Source organism: Streptomyces sp. SudanB5_2050 (assembly GCF_964272335.1).
GTDB lineage: Bacteria > Actinomycetota > Actinomycetes > Streptomycetales > Streptomycetaceae > Streptomyces > Streptomyces rochei.
This window is the reverse complement of record NZ_OZ186760.1, coordinates 3,334,762-3,350,441: the sequence shown is the minus strand read 5'-3', so window position 1 is coordinate 3,350,441 and position 15,680 is coordinate 3,334,762. Positions and strand designations below refer to the sequence as shown.

Below are 15,680 nucleotides of genomic sequence, written 5' to 3'. Positions count from 1 at the left end.
GGCCGACCACACCTTGACCGTAAGGGAGAGGATCAGGCCTCGGCGGCCTCTTCGCCCTCACCCGCGGTCTCGGCCGCGGGCTCCTCGGCCTGCGCGGCCAGGACCTGCAGCACCACGGCGTCGTCCTCGACGGCCAGCTTCACGCCGGACGGCAGCGTGATGTCCTTGGCCAGGACCGAGGCGCCGGCCTCCAGGCCCTCCACCGACACGGTGACCTGCTCGGGGATGTGGGTGGCCTCGGCCTCGACCGGCAGCGCGTCCAGCACGTGCTCGAGCAGGTAGCCGCCCGGGGCCAGCTCGCCCTCGGCCTGCACCGGGATCTCGACGGTCACGGTCTCGCCGCGCTTCACCAGCTGCAGGTCGACGTGCTCGAGGAAGCCCTTGATCGGGTCACGCTGCACCGACTTCGGGATGGCCAGCTCGTTGGTCTTGCCACCGTCGATGTCCAGCGCGATCAGGACGTTCGGCGTACGCAGGGCCAGCAGCAGGTCGTGACCCGGCAGGGTCAGGTGCAGCGGGTCGGAACCGTGGCCGTACAGGACACCGGGAACCTTGTCGTCACGACGGATACGGCGGGCGGCACCCTTGCCGAACTCGGTGCGCGTCTCGGCGGCGATCTTCACCTCGGACATGATCACTCCTCGTAGAGATAGGAACGGACGTGGTCACCCGGCCACGAACGGCCTGCTACGAAGAGCGCGTCGATAACGGACAGCCACCCGCGGAAAACGGGCACGGCCTCCCTCGCCGAGCAACTTCAGCAGTCTACTCGGAGAGGGAGGCCGCACCCAAAACGATCTCAGCGCACCGGCTGTGCAGAACGGTTACTGCACAACCCTCACTGCTCGTCGAACAGGCTCGTCACCGAACCGTCCTCGAACACCTCGCGCACCGCACGCGCGATCGTCGGCGCGATCGACAGCACCGTGATCTTGTCCAGCTCCAGCTCGTTCGGCGTCGGCAGCGTGTTGGTGAACACGAACTCGCTCACCTTGGAGTTCTTCAGCCGGTCCGCCGCCGGACCCGACAGCACACCGTGCGTCGCCGTCACGATGACGTCCTCCGCACCGTGCGCGAACAGCGCGTCCGCCGCGGCGCAGATCGTGCCACCCGTGTCGATCATGTCGTCCACCAGGACGCAGATCCGGCCCTTCACGTCACCGACGACCTCGTGCACCGTGACCTGGTTCGCCACGTCCTTGTCGCGACGCTTGTGGACGATCGCCAGCGGCGCGCCCAGACGGTCGCACCAACGGTCCGCCACCCGCACCCGGCCCGCGTCCGGCGAGACCACCGTCAGCTTCGAACGGTCGACCTTCGCACCCACGTAGTCCGCCAGCAGCGGCAGCGCGAACAGGTGGTCCACCGGCCCGTCGAAGAAGCCCTGGATCTGGTCCGTGTGCAGATCCACCGCCAGGATCCGGTCGGCACCCGCGGTCTTCATCAGGTCCGCGATCAGACGCGCCGAGATCGGTTCACGTCCCCGGTGCTTCTTGTCCTGCCGCGCGTAACCGTAGAACGGCACGATGACGGTGATGGAGCGGGCCGACGCGCGCTTCAACGCGTCGATCATGATCAGCTGCTCCATGACCCACTTGTTGATCGGAGCGGTGTGGCTCTGGATCAGGAAACAGTCCGCACCTCGCGCCGACTCCTGATAGCGCACGTAGATCTCGCCATTGGCGAAGTCGAAGGCCTTCGTCGGGACGACCCCGACACCCAGCTGCTGGGCGACCTCCTCGGCAAGCTCGGGGTGGGCGCGGCCGGAGAAGAACATCAGCTTCTTCTCGCCGGTCGTCTTGATCCCGGTCACAGCACTTTCTCCTCAGAGGTTCGCAGCTGAGCGTCATGGGCGCTCTCCCGCTGGCCGCGGGGGCGTCTCAGCTGGTGGGGTGCGGATGTGCACTTATCACGGTACGCCCAGTTCGACGCACCGGTTTCCGGTCAGCCTTCGCCACCGGCCTCCGGAGCCACCGCCTCGGCCGCCTTCGCCGCCGCGCTGCCCGGACGCTTACGGGCCACCCAACCCTCGATATTCCGCTGCTGGCCACGGGCCACGGCCAGCGAACCGGGCGGCACATCCTTCGTGATCACCGAGCCGGCGGCGGTGTAGGCACCGTCCCCGACCGTGACAGGAGCCACAAACATGTTGTCCGAACCGGTACGGCAGTGGGACCCGATGGTCGTGTGGTGCTTGTCCTGCCCGTCGTAGTTCACGAACACGCTCGCCGCACCGATGTTGGTGTGCTCGCCGATCGTCGCGTCACCCACGTAGGAGAGGTGCGGGACCTTCGTGCCCTCGCCGATCGAGGCGTTCTTCGTCTCGACGTACGTGCCGACCTTCGACTTCGGGCCGAGACGCGTGCCGGGACGCAGATACGCGTACGGGCCCACGGTCGCCTCGGGGCCGACCACGGCACCGAGGGAGACGGTGTTGTCCACACGGGCGCCCGCGCCCACGCGCGTGTCGGTGAGCCGGGAGTTCGGCCCCACCTCGCACCCCTCGGCCAGGTGCGTGGCGCCGTGCAGCTGCGTGCCCGGGTGCACCACGACGTCCTGCTCGAACGTCACCGTCACGTCCACCCAGGTCGTCGCCGGGTCGACCACCGTCACGCCGGCCAGCATCGCCCGCGTCAGCAGCCGGTCGTTCAGGATCCGGCGGGCCTCGGCCAGCTGCACCCGGTTGTTGATCCCGGCGATCTCCCGGTGGTCGCCCGCGACGGACGCGCCGACCCGGTGACCGGCCTCGCGCAGGATGCCGAGCACGTCCGTGAGGTACTCCTCACCCTGGCTGTTGTCCGTCCGCACCTTGCCCAGCGCCTCGGCGAGCAGCCGGCCGTCGAACGCGAACACACCCGAGTTGATCTCCCGGATCGCCCGCTGCGACTCCGACGCGTCCTTGTGCTCCACGATCGCCGTCACGGCACCGGAGGCCCCGTCCCGCACGATCCGGCCGTACCCCGTCGCGTCCGGCACCTCCGCCGTCAGCACGGTCACGGCGTTGCCGTCCGCGGAGTGCGTGGCCGCCAGGGCCCGCAGCGTCTCGCCGGTGAGCAGCGGGGTGTCACCGCAGACGACCACGACCGTGCCGTCCACGGCACCGCCCAGCGCCTCCAGCCCCATCCTGACCGCGTGCCCGGTGCCGTTCTGCTGCTCCTGGACGGCGGTACGGACGTCGGGGGCGACCTCGGCGAGGTGCGCCGTGACCTTCTCGCGGGCGTGCCCGACGACGGCGACCAGGTTCTCGGGGTCCAGCTCACCGGCGGCGGCGAGCACGTGCCCGACGAGGGAACGGCCGCACAGCTCGTGGAGGACCTTGGGGGTGGCCGACTTCATACGGGTGCCCTCACCCGCTGCGAGAACGACGACGGCTGCCGGGCGAATGGCGCTCACGGAATGCCCTTCGGCTTTGAGGGGGTGGGGGTGGACATCCGCAGGATACCGGGGTGGTTTGCAGGGGGCATGAGTGCGGGCCCCGACGGTGGCGTCGGGGCCCGGCCAGAAGCTCCCCCATCAGGATTCGAACCTGAACTTAAGGGACCAAAACCCTCAGTGCTGCCTGGTTACACCATGGGGGATGGAGTTCGGCTGAACCGGACATTCCGTCAGGTCGCCGAGTGGGCACCCAACACTATGCCGTACCAAGAGCCTTCGACGCGACGGTACAGGTCGGCGCTCTCGGGGACTTCGCCCGCGAAGGCCGTCGAGGGGTCCGGGGGCGCCGATCGGCGGGGGTGCGCCGGGTCGAGGGATATCGCGTCCTATCGTTTGTCGAAAGTCACCGGAAATGGGGCGCCCGGCGCCCGTAGGCTGGAGGCATGACCACGACGGGGGAAGACCACGCACCGGCCCGGGGCGGGCCTTGGTGGTGGGACAGGCGGCGCGGTGCGGTGCTCGACGCGAGCCTCGGTGCCGTGTCCGCGCTGGAGTGCGCGGTGGAGGGGATTCCGTTCGCGCGGGACGCGGGGATCCCGATGGCGGCGGGGGTCGTCTTCGGGGTGCTGGCCGGTTCGGTGCTGGTGGTGCGGCGGCGGTATCCGATCGCGGTGGTGCTGGTGGCGATCGCCATCACGCCGGCGCAGATGGGGATGCTGATGGGCATCGTCGGTCTGTACACGCTGGCGGCGTCGGAGCTGCCGCGGCGGATCATCGGTGCGCTGGCCGGGATGTCGTTGCTGGGGACGTTGATCGTGACGTTCGTGCGGCTGGGGCAGGACGCGACGAAGGAGGAGTTGCAGTTCGGGGACTGGTTCCTGCCGTTCGCGTCGATCACGATGTCGCTGGGGGCGACCGCGCCGCCGTTGCTGCTGGGCCTGTACGTGGGGCAGCGGCGGCGGCTGATGGAGAGCCTGCGGGAGCGGGCGGACAGTCTGGAGCGGGAGCTGCAGCTGCTCGCGGAGCGGGCGGAGGAGCGTGCTCAGTGGGCGCGCAACGAGGAGCGGACGCGGATCGCCCGGGAGATGCACGACGTGGTGGCGCACCGGGTGAGTCTGATGGTGGTGCACGCGGCGGCGTTGCAGGCGGTGGCGCGCAAGGACCCGGAGAAGGCGGTGAAGAACGCCGCGCTGGTGGGGGACATGGGGCGGCAGGCGCTGACCGAGTTGCGGGAGATGCTCGGGGTGCTGCGCAGCGGCGGGGAGGGCGCGCGGGCCGAGCGGGCGGCGGTGCCGTTGGCGGCGGTGGGCGTGGCCGCGGCGGCGGCGGCCTCGCGGGCGGCGGACGACGGGGAGCGGCCGGGTGAGGGGCCGTGCCTGTCGGAGCTGGACGAGCTGATCGGGCAGTCGGAGGCGGCCGGGATGGTCGTGGACCTGTCGGTGGAGGGGGAGCGGCGTTCGTACGCGCCCGTGGTGGAGTCGACGGCGTTCCGGGTGGTGCAGGAGGCGCTGACGAACGTGCACAAGCACGCGGCGGGTGCGAAGACGTACGTGCGGCTGGCGCATCGGGCGTCGGAGATCGCCATGCAGGTGGAGAACGAGCCGCCGCCGGCGGTGTCGGCCGGGGAGCCGGGGGCCCGGTTGCCGTCGGGCGGCAACGGGCTGGTCGGGATGAAGGAGCGGGTGGCCGCTCTGGGGGGCGTGTTCGTGTCCGGGCCGACGGACGCGGGGGGTTTCCGGGTGTCGGCGGTGATCCCGGCGTCCTCGTAGGGACGGGCGGTCAGCCCGTGGTGAGGCGGGCGGGCTGGGTGCCGGCGACGAGGGCGGCGAGGGCCTGGTCGATGTCGGGGCCGAGGTACCAGTCGCCGGTGTGGTCGAGGGCGTAGACGCGGCCTTCGGCGTCGATGGCGAGGAGGGCCTGGCTGTCGGTCTCGGTGCCGAGGGGGCAGGTCTGGGTGTCGAGGGCGCGCCCGAGGTCGCCGAGGGTGCGGGCCATGTGGAGGCCGTGGAGGGGGTCCAGGTGGAGCGTGGCGGGGGCGATCTGCCGGCCGGGACCCGTGGGGCTGATGTGGAGGCCGCCGAATTCGGCCCAGGCTTCGACGGCCGCGGGGAAGACGGTGTGGCGGTGCCCCGCGGGTGAGGTGTGTCCGCGCAGGGTGTCGGCCCAGATCTCGGCCTGTTTGATGTCCCAGCGTCCGGGTTGCCAGCCGGCGTCGCGGAGGGCGGCGTCGACGGGGACGGGGAAGCGGGTGGTGGAGGTGCGGTCGGCTTGCATCTGCCCTTGGTTCGTTTCGGGTGGGTGGTGCGGCGCGGGGCCGGTCGTTCGGTCGTCCCGGTCGTTCGGTCGTCCCGGTCGTGCCGGGTCAGGCGTCGTGGGCGGTGGGGTCGACGATGCGGACGCCGAAGTGGGCGCTGAGGGCGGTGCAGGCGCGGCAGGGGGTGGCGAAGCTGCCGTGCAGGGGGTCACCGTCCTCGCGGATGCGGCGGGTGGTGAGTTTGGCGTGTTTGAGTGCTTTGCGGGCTTCGCCGTTGGTCATGGGCCGGCGCGCCGCGCGTTTGCTGCGGGCGGCGTCGGCGGTGGCGAGGTGGCGTGAGATGAGGATGGTCTCCGCGCAGCGGCCGGTGTAACGGTCGCGTTGACCGCTGGTGAGGGTGTCGAGGAAGTCCTGTACGAGGTGGTGCAGGGCCGGGGGCGTGTCGGCGCGGGTGGCGGTGCCGGTGAGGGTGGTGCCCCGGACGGAGAGGGCGGCGGCGACGGTGGGGAGTATGCCGTCGCGGCGGTGCAGGAGGGTGGGTGTGTGGCGGGTGTCCGCGCTGCTCCAGCCGATGCGGGGGTCGCCGCTTCGGGGGTCGTCGGATCGCCCGGTGTGGGGCCCGGTCTGCGTCGCACTCATGATCATTTTCCCCTCCTGAGCATCCCCCCGAAGGTCACAGAGTGCCAAATCCCGCGGCTGCTGGGGAAGCTGGGGCGTGGTGACACGCCCGGTTATGGGCGTTCCGTCACGGCAGGGTGACGGCTGGTCACGGAAGCGGAGGAGCACTCGCCGGTGGCGGGTCCGGTGCCCGGTGACCCCTCTCGTCGTACCGCATAGGCTGTCGGCACCGCGTTCGCGTGCGGTGACGAGACAGTGCAGACAGACAGATCAGGCAGATCAGACAGACGCCGCAGGGGGCAACCGCCATGACGACAGGTCGGCTCGGGCAAGCGGCCGCGCCGCCGAACGCGGCCTATGCCGGGCAGGTCGTGCATTTCCCGGATCCGGTGCGGGCGGCCCGTCACCCGAGAGGGGTACGGGTGGACGAGGGTGGTTACCCGGTCTTCTCGCCGTACGCCCGCGCGGTGGCGGAGATCGCCGATCCGCCGGAGGGTTTCGGGGTCGACGAACTGCGGTTGACGGACTATGTCTCGGCGAACGCGGCGTTGTCGGCGTCGGGCCACGAGCTGTGGGACACGGTGCCGGCGGTGGCGACGCCGCACGGCTGGACGTGGCACCACGTGGCGGGGTCGCGGCGGATGGAGCTGGTCCCGGTCGAGGTGAAGGCGCTGCTGCGCCATCACGGCGGTATCGCGACGGCGGCGGTGGACCAGGCCAAGCGCGGTACGCGGCCGTTGCAGGAGACGCGTCCGGCGCACTTCGGGCTGCCGAAGTCGGGTGTGGCGGTGACCGAGCAGCAGGTGCTGGGGGTCGAGGAGGACCTCGGCTACCGGCTGCCGGGTGCGTACCGGTCGTTCCTGAAGGCCGCGGGCGGGTGCGCGCCGGTGGGCACGGCGCTCGACGCGGAGCTGGGGCTGCTGGTGGACCAGCCGTTCTTCACGGTGCGTGAGGAGGCGGCGGTCAACGACCTGGTCTACGTGAACAAGTGTCTGCGGGACCATCTGACCAAGGACTACCTGGGCGTCGCGTTCGTCCAGGGCGGGCTGCTCGCGGTGAAGGTGAAGGGCGAGCGGATCGGCTCGGTGTGGTTCTGCGCGTACGACGACGTACGGGACGTGGACCCGTCGTTGGCGCCGGCGGAGCGGGTGGAGCGGTTGCTGCTGCCGTGCGGTGAGGACTTCGACGCGTTCCTGTCGCGGCTGGCGGGCTCGCCGCCGGAGCTGGAGACGGTGGCGAACCTGATGGTCGACGGCGGTTTCGCGCGTGCGGTGCCCGCGTCGGCGTCGGTAGGGGAGTGAGCTGGCCATGGTGACGTTCGCGCAGGCGCAGGAGCGCGCCGAGGAGTGGATCAACGGCGAGCTGCCGGCGTACCAGCACCGTGAGGTGCGGGTGCGGGAGTTCGACCTCGGGTTCGTGGTGTGGGCCGAGGACCGTGCGGAGGGGCCGCGTTCGGACGGCGGCGCGCAGCGGCTGGTGATCGCGCGGGACAGCGGTGAGGCGACGCTGTGGCCCGCGCTTCCGGTGGGCGAGGTGATCCGCCGGTACGAGGAGGAGTACGGCCGTCCGGAGGAGGCGCCGGAGCCGGCGCCGGCGCCCGCGGCGCGGGTGGATCTGAATCAGACGTCGTTCTTGTTGAGTCCGCCGGAGTGGTTGCAGGAGGCGGCGGACAAGCTGGGGATTCCGGATCGGCGCGGGGAGCGGGACACCGCCGGGCCGGGTGCCGGTGACGGTACGGGTGCCGGCGCGGACACGGGTGCGGACACCGGCGTGGCCGCGGCCGGGTCCGGGGCGTTGCCGCGGACGCAGGCCGGGGTTCCCTCGGCGCCTGCCGCTCCCTCGGCGCCTGCCGCTCCCGCCGCATCGGCCGGCGCGTCGGGCGGCGGGGCGGGTTGGCCGGCCGCCGGGGCGAGTGGTGCCGGGGGTCCCGGCGCGGGTGAGGGCGGGTCCGGTGCGCCTGCCGGGGCGACGCCCTGGGCGGGGACGGACACCAACGCCGATGCCGGCGAGGACCGTTCCGTACCGCTGCCCGAGACGGTGTTCGCGCCGCCGCTGAGCGGTGCCGACGGGGCCACCCCGCCGCCCTCGGTGACGCCGGACGCCAAGACGGCGCTGATGTCGGGCGGCAGTCAGCTTCCGCCGACGGCGCTGGCACCGGCGATCGAGGACCCGAACACCCCGCCCCCGTCCGCCGGGACGGGGACGCCGCCGCCGGTGCCGCCGGGGCAGCCGGGGCAGCCCGGTCCGGGGGCGTCCGCCACGCCCGCCCGGCCGCCCGCGCCGGACGCCGGGGACATCGCGGACGCCGCGACCAGCAAGGCGACGCCCCCGCCGCGCCGTGGCGGTGGGGCGACGCCGCCGCCTCCGCCGGGCGCCCCGGGTGTGCCGGGAGCCCGTCCGGGTGCCCCGGGTGTGCCGTCGGCGCCCGCCGGTCCGGGCGGGCCGGCCACACCGGCCGGTGGCTATGTGCCGACCCAGCTGGTGTCGTCGCTCGGTCCCGAGGGCCCCGGTGGCGGTCCGGGCACGCCGCCCCCGCCGAGCGCGCCGCAGCCGCCGGCCGGTCCGGGGGCGCCCGCCGCTCCCGGTACGCCGCCCCCGCCGAGCGCCCCCGGGGGGACGCCGCCGGGCGGAGTGCATCATGCCGCCACGATGCTGGCCGACCCGGGCCGCACGGGTGGCGGGGCGCCCCAGCCGCCGGGCCCGCCCACGCCCCCCGGTCCTCCGGGTGCGCCGGGCACGCCCGCCGGTCCGAGCACGCCGCCGCCTCCCGCGGCTCCGGGCGCGCCGGGCGGCCCGGGTACGCCGCCGCCTCCCGCCGCCCCGGGCGTCCCCGGTGGTTCCTCGGGCGGGCCGGGCGGTGCCGTGCACCACGCGCAGACGGTGCTGGCCGCGCCGCCGGCCGGCGGTCCCGGCACGCCCCCGCCGCCTCCGGGCGCCCCGGGGATGCCGGGCGTTCCCGGCGCGCCGGGCGCCGCACAGCCCATGCCGCCGGGGGCCATGCCCCCGCCGGGTGCCGTGCCTCCGCCGGGTGCGATGCCTCCGCCGGGTGCGATGCCGCCGCCCGGCGGTCCCGTGCCCGGTGCCCCGCCGGCGTACGGCTATCCGCAGCCGCCCGCCGGTATGCCGACCGTCGGTCCCGGCTACCAGGCCGTGCTGCGCTACCGCGCCCAGGACGGCTCCGAGCAGCAGCTGATCCGGCGTTCCGCGCCGGGCACGCCGCACCCGGAGTGGCAGATCTTCCACGAGCTGCGGGCCATGAACGTGCCGCCGGACCAGGTGCTGGAGCTGCACACCGAGCTGGAGTCGTGCGAACTCCCGGGCGCCTACTGCGCGCGGATGATCCGGGAGCAGTGGCCGCAGGCGCGGATCACCTCCATCGCGCCGTACGGCACGGACCACGCGAGCCGGCAGCAGGGCATGCAGCAGTTGCTGGCGCACCAGGGCGAGTTGCACCAGGTGGCGGACGGGCCCGCCCGTCCGGCTCCGGTGCGGGCGCCGCTGCCGCCGGTGCAGCCGGTGCCGCCGGTCCCGCCGGAGGCGATCGGGCAGGAGCTGGCCGGGGCCTTCGGTCCGGGTGTGTTCCGGTTCGAGCAGGCCGCGGTGTCCCGGCAGGGTGTGCCGCCGGTGGTGGCGCACACGCTGGTGGCGGCGGGGCTGCCGATGGACATGGGCCCGTTCTTCTGGGCGCAGGCCCAGCCGGGGCGGCCGGTGCCGACGCTGGCGGAGCTGGCGGCGGAGCGCGGGGTGCAGCCGGCCCCGGACGCCGGGTCCTACCTCGTCGTGGGCAGTGACTTCGGCCGGGCGATCTGTGTGCAGTACGGCACGGCGAACATCGTGGCCGTGCCGGTGGAGGCGGGGCCGGGCGGTGCGCCGGTGCCGCCGCAGTTCGTGAACACGGGGCTGCCCGAGTTCGCGCGCTGCCTGGCGCTGCTGGGCCGGATGTGGCGGCTCAGGTTCGGTCTGAACCAGGAGCAGGCGGGCCGCTGGACGGTGGACTTCCAGGCGCAGCTGGCCGCGCTCGACCCGGCGGCGCTCGGGTCGCCGGAGAGCTGGTGGTCGGTGCTGCTGGAGCAGATGTGGGACGGGCTGCTCTGAGGCGGCGCGACTGACGCGGACACACGACGGGCGGGGCCCGGTCGGCCGGTGGGCCGACCGGGCCCCGCTGCGTGTGCCGTCGTCGGGCCCCGCTCCGTGTGCTGCCGTTGGGCCGCTCTGTGTGCCGCCGTCCGCGCGGGACGGTCGCGTCGCGCATGAGGCAGTGAATTGTGCGGTGTGTCGCATTATGAGGGCTAGATCACATCCATAAAGTCGGTTAAGTCCATTTACTGCGGCAGTTTCCCCACAGGGGTGATGAGCATGAGCGGCGCGTCGGCGTCCCCCCACGGCTTCGTGACCGTACGCGGGCGTGAGCGCGGTTACCGTCCGGAACAGGTGGAGGAGGTGACCGCGGCCCTCTGCCGGGAGCGGGACGCGGCATGGGAGCGGGCGGCCCGGCTCACCGTGCTCGCCCGCCGGATGGGCACGGAGCTGGAGCGGCTGCGGGAGACGGTGGCGCAGCTCGCGCCGCAGGGGTACGAGGCGCTCGGGGAGCGCGCGCGGACCCTGTTCCGGCTCGGGGTGGAGGAGGCGGAGGCCGTGCGCGACGGGGCGCGGGCCGAGGCGGACGGTCTGCTGGCCGAGGCGCGGGCGTACGCGGACGGGGTGCGGGAGGCCGCGCGGGCGCACGCCGAGGACGTACGCGCGCAGGCCGACGAGCGGGCCCGGCAGCGGCTGCTGGCGGCGCGGGCGGAGGCCGACGACGTGCGGATCGGCGCGCGGCGCGAGGTGCGAACCGCCCGTGGGGAGGCGCTGGCCGCGCTGCGGGAGACACGGAGGCGGACCGCCGCGATGCTCGCCGAGCAACGCGCGGAGCACGCCGAGCGGTGGGCGGCACAGGAGCGGGCGGAGGAAGCGGCGGCGCGGGACCTGGACGCGCACCACGCGGAGCTGACGGCGCGCGCCGAGCGCGAGCTGGACGAGGCCCGGCGGGCACGGGCCGAGGCGGAGGAGGCGGCCGTCCGGTGGCAGGAGGAGGCCCGGACCCGGGCGTCCGAGCTGATCGCCGGGGCCCGGGACCGTCGGGAGCGGATCGCGCGCGAGACGGAACTGGTCCTGCACGAGCACGGGGAACGGTGGGACGAACTCCAGGCCCACGTGGACTCCGTGCGCAGCAACCTCAGGTCGCTGACCGGCCGGGCGGCGGAGTGACGCCGCACGGCCGGCGCCGTCACCCCCCTCGCCGTACCGCCCCCGCCAGGATCGAGCCCTCCACGGCCTCGTAGTGCCGGCGCTGCTCCTCCGCCGTGCGCCGGCCGGAGAGCACGGTTCCCAGCCAGCCGCAGGCGAAGCCCAGGGGGATGGAGACCAGCCCGGTCGTGGTGAACGGGAACCAGTTGAAGTCGGCCTCGGGGAAGGCCGAGACCGGTGAGCCGGAGACCAGATTGGTGCCCGGCATCAGCAGCAGGACGGCCAGCGAGCCGCCGATCAGGGTGCTGAGCAGCCCGGTGCGGGTGTAGCGGCGCCAGAAGAGGCCGTAGACCAGGGCGGGGGCGATGGCCGAGGCGCCCAGGCAGAAAGACAGGGTGACCAGGGGCTGGAGGCTGCGGTGCTGGACGAGGGTGGCCAGCACGATCGCGGGGACGCCGACGGCCAGGGCGGACAGCCGGGCCAGGGTCATCTCGCGGCGCGGTGACAGCTCCTGCACGCGGGTGGCGAAGACGTCGTGGGCCAGGGAGTTGGCGCAGGCGAGGATCATTCCGCCGACGGAGGCGAGCAGGGTGAGGAAGACGGCCGTGGTGACCGTCGTGAACAGGAAGGTCTCCGCCGTGGAGACCCGCTCGCCGAACGCGGCCTGCGAGCCGAGCAGATAGGCCGTGTTGCCCTGCGGGTCGATCCCGGCGATCACCGACCGCCCCACCAGCGCCGTCGCGCCGAAGCCGACGACCGTGATGACCAGCACGAACAGCGCCACACTGGAGACCGCCCAGGACATCGAGCGGCGCACCTGGCGGGCGGAGGAGGCGGTGTACATGCGCATGGTGACGTGCGGGAGGCAGGCGCCGCCGAGGACGACCGTCAGCTGCGAGGTGATCATGTCGGCCTCGGGGTGGGGCCCGCCCGCGAACTGCAGCCCCGAGTTCAGGAACGCCGGTCCCACGCCGCTGTTGTCGGCCGCCGCGTCGAACAGCGCGCCCGGGTCCCAGTCGAAGCGGTGGAGGATCAGCACGGCGATCACGACGCCGGAGCCGAGCAGCATCACCATCTTGAGGATCTGGATGAGGGCGGTGCCCTTCATGCCGCCGATCGCCGCGTAGCTGATCATCAGCGCGCCCAGCCCGACGATGCAGCCGGTCTCCAGCGACTCGCCGGAGAAGCCCAGGACGAAGGCGAGCAGTTGGCCGGTGCCCGCGAGCTGCACCAGCATCAGCGGCAGCAGCGCGGCGAGGGTCACCGCGCAGGCCACGACGCGGACGCTGCGTCCGGGCATCCGGCGGGCGAGCGCGTCGCCCATGGTGAACCGGCCCGCGTTGCGCAGGGGTTCGGCCAGCAGGAACATCAGCAGCATCAGCGACAGGGCGGTGCTGAGCGCCAGTACGACCCCGTCGTGACCGAAGAGCGCGATGACGCCGCCCGTGCCGAGGACGGTCGCCGCGGAGATGTAGTCGCCGGCGATCGCCAGGCCGTTGCGCATGGGGGACAGGGAACCGTAGCCGGTGTAGAACTCGTCGAGGTCGTCCCGGTCCGGGCCGGTCATCACGCACAGCAGGAGGGTGACGGTGGCGACGGCGGTGAAGCCGACCAGGGCCATCGTCTGGGCGTTGCCGCTGAACTCCGTCATCGCCCCGCCCCCCGCCTGGCGTCCAGTGCGGCCTCCTTGCGGATGCGGTCCGCGAGCGGGTCGACGTGCCGACGGGCGGTGTGCTCGTACAGCGCGATCGCCAGCCAGGTGACGGGGAGCTGGAGCAGGGCGAGCAGCAGCCCGGTGGGCAGGCCCCCGGCGAGGGAGGTGTCGGTCATGACACCGGGCGCGTACGCGGACAGGAACAGGAACAGGGTGAAGTAGCCGAGTGCGGTGAGTGTGGCGGTGCGCCGCTGCCAGCGGTAGGCGGTGCGCAGCACGCGCAGGTCGCTGTGGTGCCCGAGGGCGGTCCGGTGGGGTGCGGGCGGGGAGGGCCGGTGCGGGGGTCGGTGCGGGGGCCGGGGCGGCCAGGGGGGTCGGTACGGGGGTGGTGGCGGCCGGTGCGGGTACGACGGGGACGGGTCGTAGGACATCCCGGTTCTCCTTGCGCGGCTCGGGTCCGGTGCGGCGGACCGCAGGGAGGTGGGGGGTGGGGGTCACGCACGCTACTCGCCGGTCACGTGAGGCGCTGCGTTTTGGCCGAACTGATCGGTCGGTATGCGCTTGCCATGCCGCTTCCGGGGTGTTACCCGCGTTAACCAGGGGCTTTGCCGGACCCGACGGCGCCCGGCTCGGGTCCGGTTCGGTCCGGCGGACAGGCCGGTGGGGTTCGGTCCGGCGGACCGTCCGGCGGGCAGTCAGGCGGACCGTCCGGCGGTTCGGTCCGGCGGTTCAGTCCGGGAGGACCGGGAACCGGCGCGGTGCCACCAGCAGCAGCACCAGGAACGCCAGCGCCGCCGCACCCGCCGCGCCCAGGTAGACCGCGTGCACGGCGTCGGCGACCGCCCGGCGCACGGGCTCCCCGGCCGTGCCCGGGTCCAGCGCCCGGGTCACGGAGTCGAGGTCGCCGGCGGCCGTCCCGCCCGTCCCGCCGAGCCGTGCGGCCAGCACCCCGTTGGCGATCGCGCCGAAGGCCGCCGCGCCGACGGTCTGCCCGGTCTGCCGGCAGAAGAGCACCGACGCGGTCGCCGTGCCCCGCTCCGACCAGCCGACCGTGGACTGCACGCCGACGATGAGCGGAAGCTGGAAGAGGCCGAGCGCGCCGCCGAGCAGCAGCATCAGCAGCGCCGGCTGCCACGCCTGGCCGGGGTAGGGGAGGAACGGGAAGGCGAACAGGAGCAGGGCCGCGGTGCCGATGCCGAGCATCGCCGTGTCGCGGAAGCCGATCCTGCGGTACACGTGCTGGCTCAGGGCCGCCGACACCGGCCAGCTCAGCGTCCACACCGACAGCACGAAACCGGCGGCCACGGGCGCCAGGCCCAGCACCGACTGGGCGTACGTGGGCAGGAAGACGGTCGGCGCCACCATGAGCACGCCCAGCGCGCCGAGCGCCAGGTTCACCGCGGCGATCGTGCGGCGGCGCCACACCCAGCCGGGGATGATCGGCTCCGCGGCGCGGCGCTCGATCACCACCACGGCCGCCAGCAGGACGAGGCCGGCGGCGAACAGGGCGAGCGAGGGCGCCGACAGCCACGGCCAGGCCACCCCGCCCTGCACCAGGGCGGTGAGCAGCACGCCGCCGCAGGCGAACACCGCCAGCGCGCCCGCCCAGTCGACGCGCGGACGCGTCCCGCCCGTCCCCCGCGGGGACTTCTCCCCCGGCGGCTCGTGCAGGTGACGGACGATCAGCCACAGGGCGAGCGCGCCGACCGGCAGGTTGATGAGGAAGATCCAGCGCCAGTCGGCGTAGGCGGCCAGCACCCCGCCGAGACCGGGGCCCGCGATGGCGGACACCGCCCACACCGTGGACAGCCGGGCCTGGATCCGGGGCCGTTCCTCGAGCGGATACAGGTCGGCGGCGAGTGTCTGCACCGTGCCCTGCAGGGCGCCGCCGCCCAGTCCCTGGAGGACGCGGAAGGCGATGAGGGCGGCCATGTTCCAGGCCAGCGCGCACAGAAGGGAGCCGAGGAGGAACAGCGCGGCCCCCACCACCAGGACCGGCTTGCGGCCGAAGGTGTCGGACAGCTTGCCGTAGACGGGCAGCGTGACGGTGACGGCCAGCAGGTAGCCGGAGAAGAGCCAGGAGAAGAGGGAGAAGCCGCCGAGGTCGCCGACGATCTGCGGTACGGCGGTGGAGACGATGGTGGCGTCCAGCGCCGCCAGTGCCATCGCGAGCATCAGGGCGGCGACGACGGCGCCGCGCCGGTCGGGGCCGGGGCCGGGTGCGGCCTCGTCCACCACGGATCTGGTGCCGTCCGCGCCGTCCGCGCTGCCCACGCCTCCCACCCGAACGCTCCCTCCTTCTGCGTTCCCCCTGCATCCATCTGCCGGGTTCAGCTTCCCACTTGACCCTGACGTCGCGGGAGGGTGGATGCTCGGTGCGTCTTGAGGGGGAGGGTCACCCCGAGTCCGGCTCCACCGAAGGGTGGACTGCCCCTAGGGGTACCTCCGTACTACGGGTCGGGGAGGGTTCGTACCGACGGAGGACGAGACGGGACCGACGGCTCCTTAATCTGGCTTTACGCCGCTGGGGGGCGGTGAACCGGACCAGTGGGG

General features: G+C 73.4%; 12 protein-coding genes. 4 read left to right on the top strand and 8 right to left on the bottom strand.

The window, feature by feature from the left end; translation table 11 throughout:
• Positions 1-32: 32 nt before the first annotated feature.
• From ACFZP7_RS14820 to glmU, 3 genes are all read right to left on the bottom strand, one after another.
• A complete protein-coding gene (locus ACFZP7_RS14820; RefSeq protein ID WP_062139710.1) occupies positions 33-632 on the bottom strand; it encodes a 50S ribosomal protein L25/general stress protein Ctc in 600 nt (199 codons plus the stop codon).
• 206 nt (positions 633-838) lie between these two features.
• A complete protein-coding gene (locus ACFZP7_RS14815; RefSeq protein WP_019329914.1) occupies positions 839-1,813 on the bottom strand; it encodes a ribose-phosphate diphosphokinase in 975 nt (324 codons plus the stop codon).
• Positions 1,814-1,944: 131 nt separating this feature from the next.
• On the bottom strand, positions 1,945-3,393 hold the full coding sequence (glmU, locus tag ACFZP7_RS14810) for a bifunctional UDP-N-acetylglucosamine diphosphorylase/glucosamine-1-phosphate N-acetyltransferase GlmU (RefSeq protein ID WP_031022313.1): 1,449 nt from the start codon (positions 3,391-3,393) through the stop codon (positions 1,945-1,947).
• A gap of 425 nt (positions 3,394-3,818) precedes the next feature.
• Between glmU and ACFZP7_RS14805 the strand changes: the two genes are divergently transcribed.
• The gene (locus ACFZP7_RS14805) at positions 3,819-5,144 is read left to right on the top strand and encodes a sensor histidine kinase (protein ID WP_199578194.1); all 1,326 of its coding nucleotides are present in this window, start codon (positions 3,819-3,821) and stop codon (positions 5,142-5,144) included.
• 10 nt (positions 5,145-5,154) lie between these two features.
• On the opposite strand, the gene ACFZP7_RS14800 is transcribed toward ACFZP7_RS14805, so the two are convergent.
• Together ACFZP7_RS14800 and ACFZP7_RS14795 are read right to left on the bottom strand one after the other, a co-directional pair.
• The gene (locus tag ACFZP7_RS14800; protein ID WP_031022311.1) at positions 5,155-5,649 is read right to left on the bottom strand and encodes an SUKH-3 domain-containing protein; all 495 of its coding nucleotides are present in this window, start codon (positions 5,647-5,649) and stop codon (positions 5,155-5,157) included.
• An 88-nt stretch (positions 5,650-5,737) separates the two neighbouring features.
• The gene (locus ACFZP7_RS14795) at positions 5,738-6,268 is read right to left on the bottom strand and encodes a YwqJ-related putative deaminase (RefSeq protein ID WP_029394349.1); all 531 of its coding nucleotides are present in this window, start codon (positions 6,266-6,268) and stop codon (positions 5,738-5,740) included.
• 287 nt (positions 6,269-6,555) lie between these two features.
• On the opposite strand from ACFZP7_RS14795, the gene ACFZP7_RS14790 reads away from it, so the two are divergent.
• The 3 genes from ACFZP7_RS14790 to ACFZP7_RS14780 all read left to right on the top strand — a co-directional run bounded on the left by ACFZP7_RS14790 (position 6,556) and on the right by ACFZP7_RS14780 (position 11,494).
• Entirely contained in the window at positions 6,556-7,548 is a 993-nt protein-coding gene (locus ACFZP7_RS14790) for an SMI1/KNR4 family protein (RefSeq protein WP_078495163.1), read from the top strand.
• 7 nt (positions 7,549-7,555) lie between these two features.
• Positions 7,556-10,342 (top strand): SUKH-4 family immunity protein, encoded by a 2,787-nt coding sequence (locus ACFZP7_RS14785; RefSeq protein ID WP_385634580.1) that lies wholly within the window; start codon positions 7,556-7,558, stop codon positions 10,340-10,342.
• 261 nt (positions 10,343-10,603) lie between these two features.
• Positions 10,604-11,494, top strand: coding sequence for a cellulose-binding protein (locus tag ACFZP7_RS14780; RefSeq protein WP_385634579.1), 891 nt, complete (start codon positions 10,604-10,606; stop codon positions 11,492-11,494).
• A gap of 19 nt (positions 11,495-11,513) precedes the next feature.
• Here ACFZP7_RS14780 and ACFZP7_RS14775 read toward each other — a convergent pair whose 3' ends face one another.
• From ACFZP7_RS14775 to ACFZP7_RS14765, 3 genes are all read right to left on the bottom strand, one after another.
• Positions 11,514-13,124 (bottom strand): cation acetate symporter, encoded by a 1,611-nt coding sequence (locus tag ACFZP7_RS14775; protein ID WP_031022303.1) that lies wholly within the window; start codon positions 13,122-13,124, stop codon positions 11,514-11,516.
• Positions 13,121-13,558: a DUF485 domain-containing protein gene (locus tag ACFZP7_RS14770; protein WP_385634578.1), complete on the bottom strand. Its 438-nt coding sequence runs from the start codon at positions 13,556-13,558 to the stop codon at positions 13,121-13,123. The genes ACFZP7_RS14775 and ACFZP7_RS14770 overlap by 4 nt, the downstream gene beginning before the upstream one ends.
• A 298-nt stretch (positions 13,559-13,856) precedes the next feature.
• Positions 13,857-15,365, bottom strand: a complete 1,509-nt coding sequence (locus ACFZP7_RS14765; RefSeq protein ID WP_385638442.1) for an MFS transporter — start codon at positions 15,363-15,365, stop codon at positions 13,857-13,859.
• Positions 15,366-15,680 lie beyond the last annotated feature (315 nt).

Bases quoted from the DNA above. Each gene is read 5' to 3' on its own strand.
- ACFZP7_RS14820 (WP_062139710.1), bottom strand. From the start codon at position 632: ATGTCCGAGGTGAAGATCGCCGCCGAGACGCGCACCGAGTTCGGCAAG.
- ACFZP7_RS14805 (WP_199578194.1), top strand. From the start codon at position 3,819: ATGACCACGACGGGGGAAGACCACGCACCGGCCCGGGGCGGGCCTTGG.
- ACFZP7_RS14800 (WP_031022311.1), bottom strand. From the start codon at position 5,649: ATGCAAGCCGACCGCACCTCCACCACCCGCTTCCCCGTCCCCGTCGAC.
- ACFZP7_RS14795 (WP_029394349.1), bottom strand. From the start codon at position 6,268: ATGAGTGCGACGCAGACCGGGCCCCACACCGGGCGATCCGACGACCCC.
- ACFZP7_RS14790 (WP_078495163.1), top strand. From the start codon at position 6,556: ATGACGACAGGTCGGCTCGGGCAAGCGGCCGCGCCGCCGAACGCGGCC.
- ACFZP7_RS14785 (WP_385634580.1), top strand. From the start codon at position 7,556: ATGGTGACGTTCGCGCAGGCGCAGGAGCGCGCCGAGGAGTGGATCAAC.
- ACFZP7_RS14780 (WP_385634579.1), top strand. From the start codon at position 10,604: ATGAGCGGCGCGTCGGCGTCCCCCCACGGCTTCGTGACCGTACGCGGG.
- ACFZP7_RS14775 (WP_031022303.1), bottom strand. From the start codon at position 13,124: ATGACGGAGTTCAGCGGCAACGCCCAGACGATGGCCCTGGTCGGCTTC.
- ACFZP7_RS14770 (WP_385634578.1), bottom strand. From the start codon at position 13,558: ATGTCCTACGACCCGTCCCCGTCGTACCCGCACCGGCCGCCACCACCC.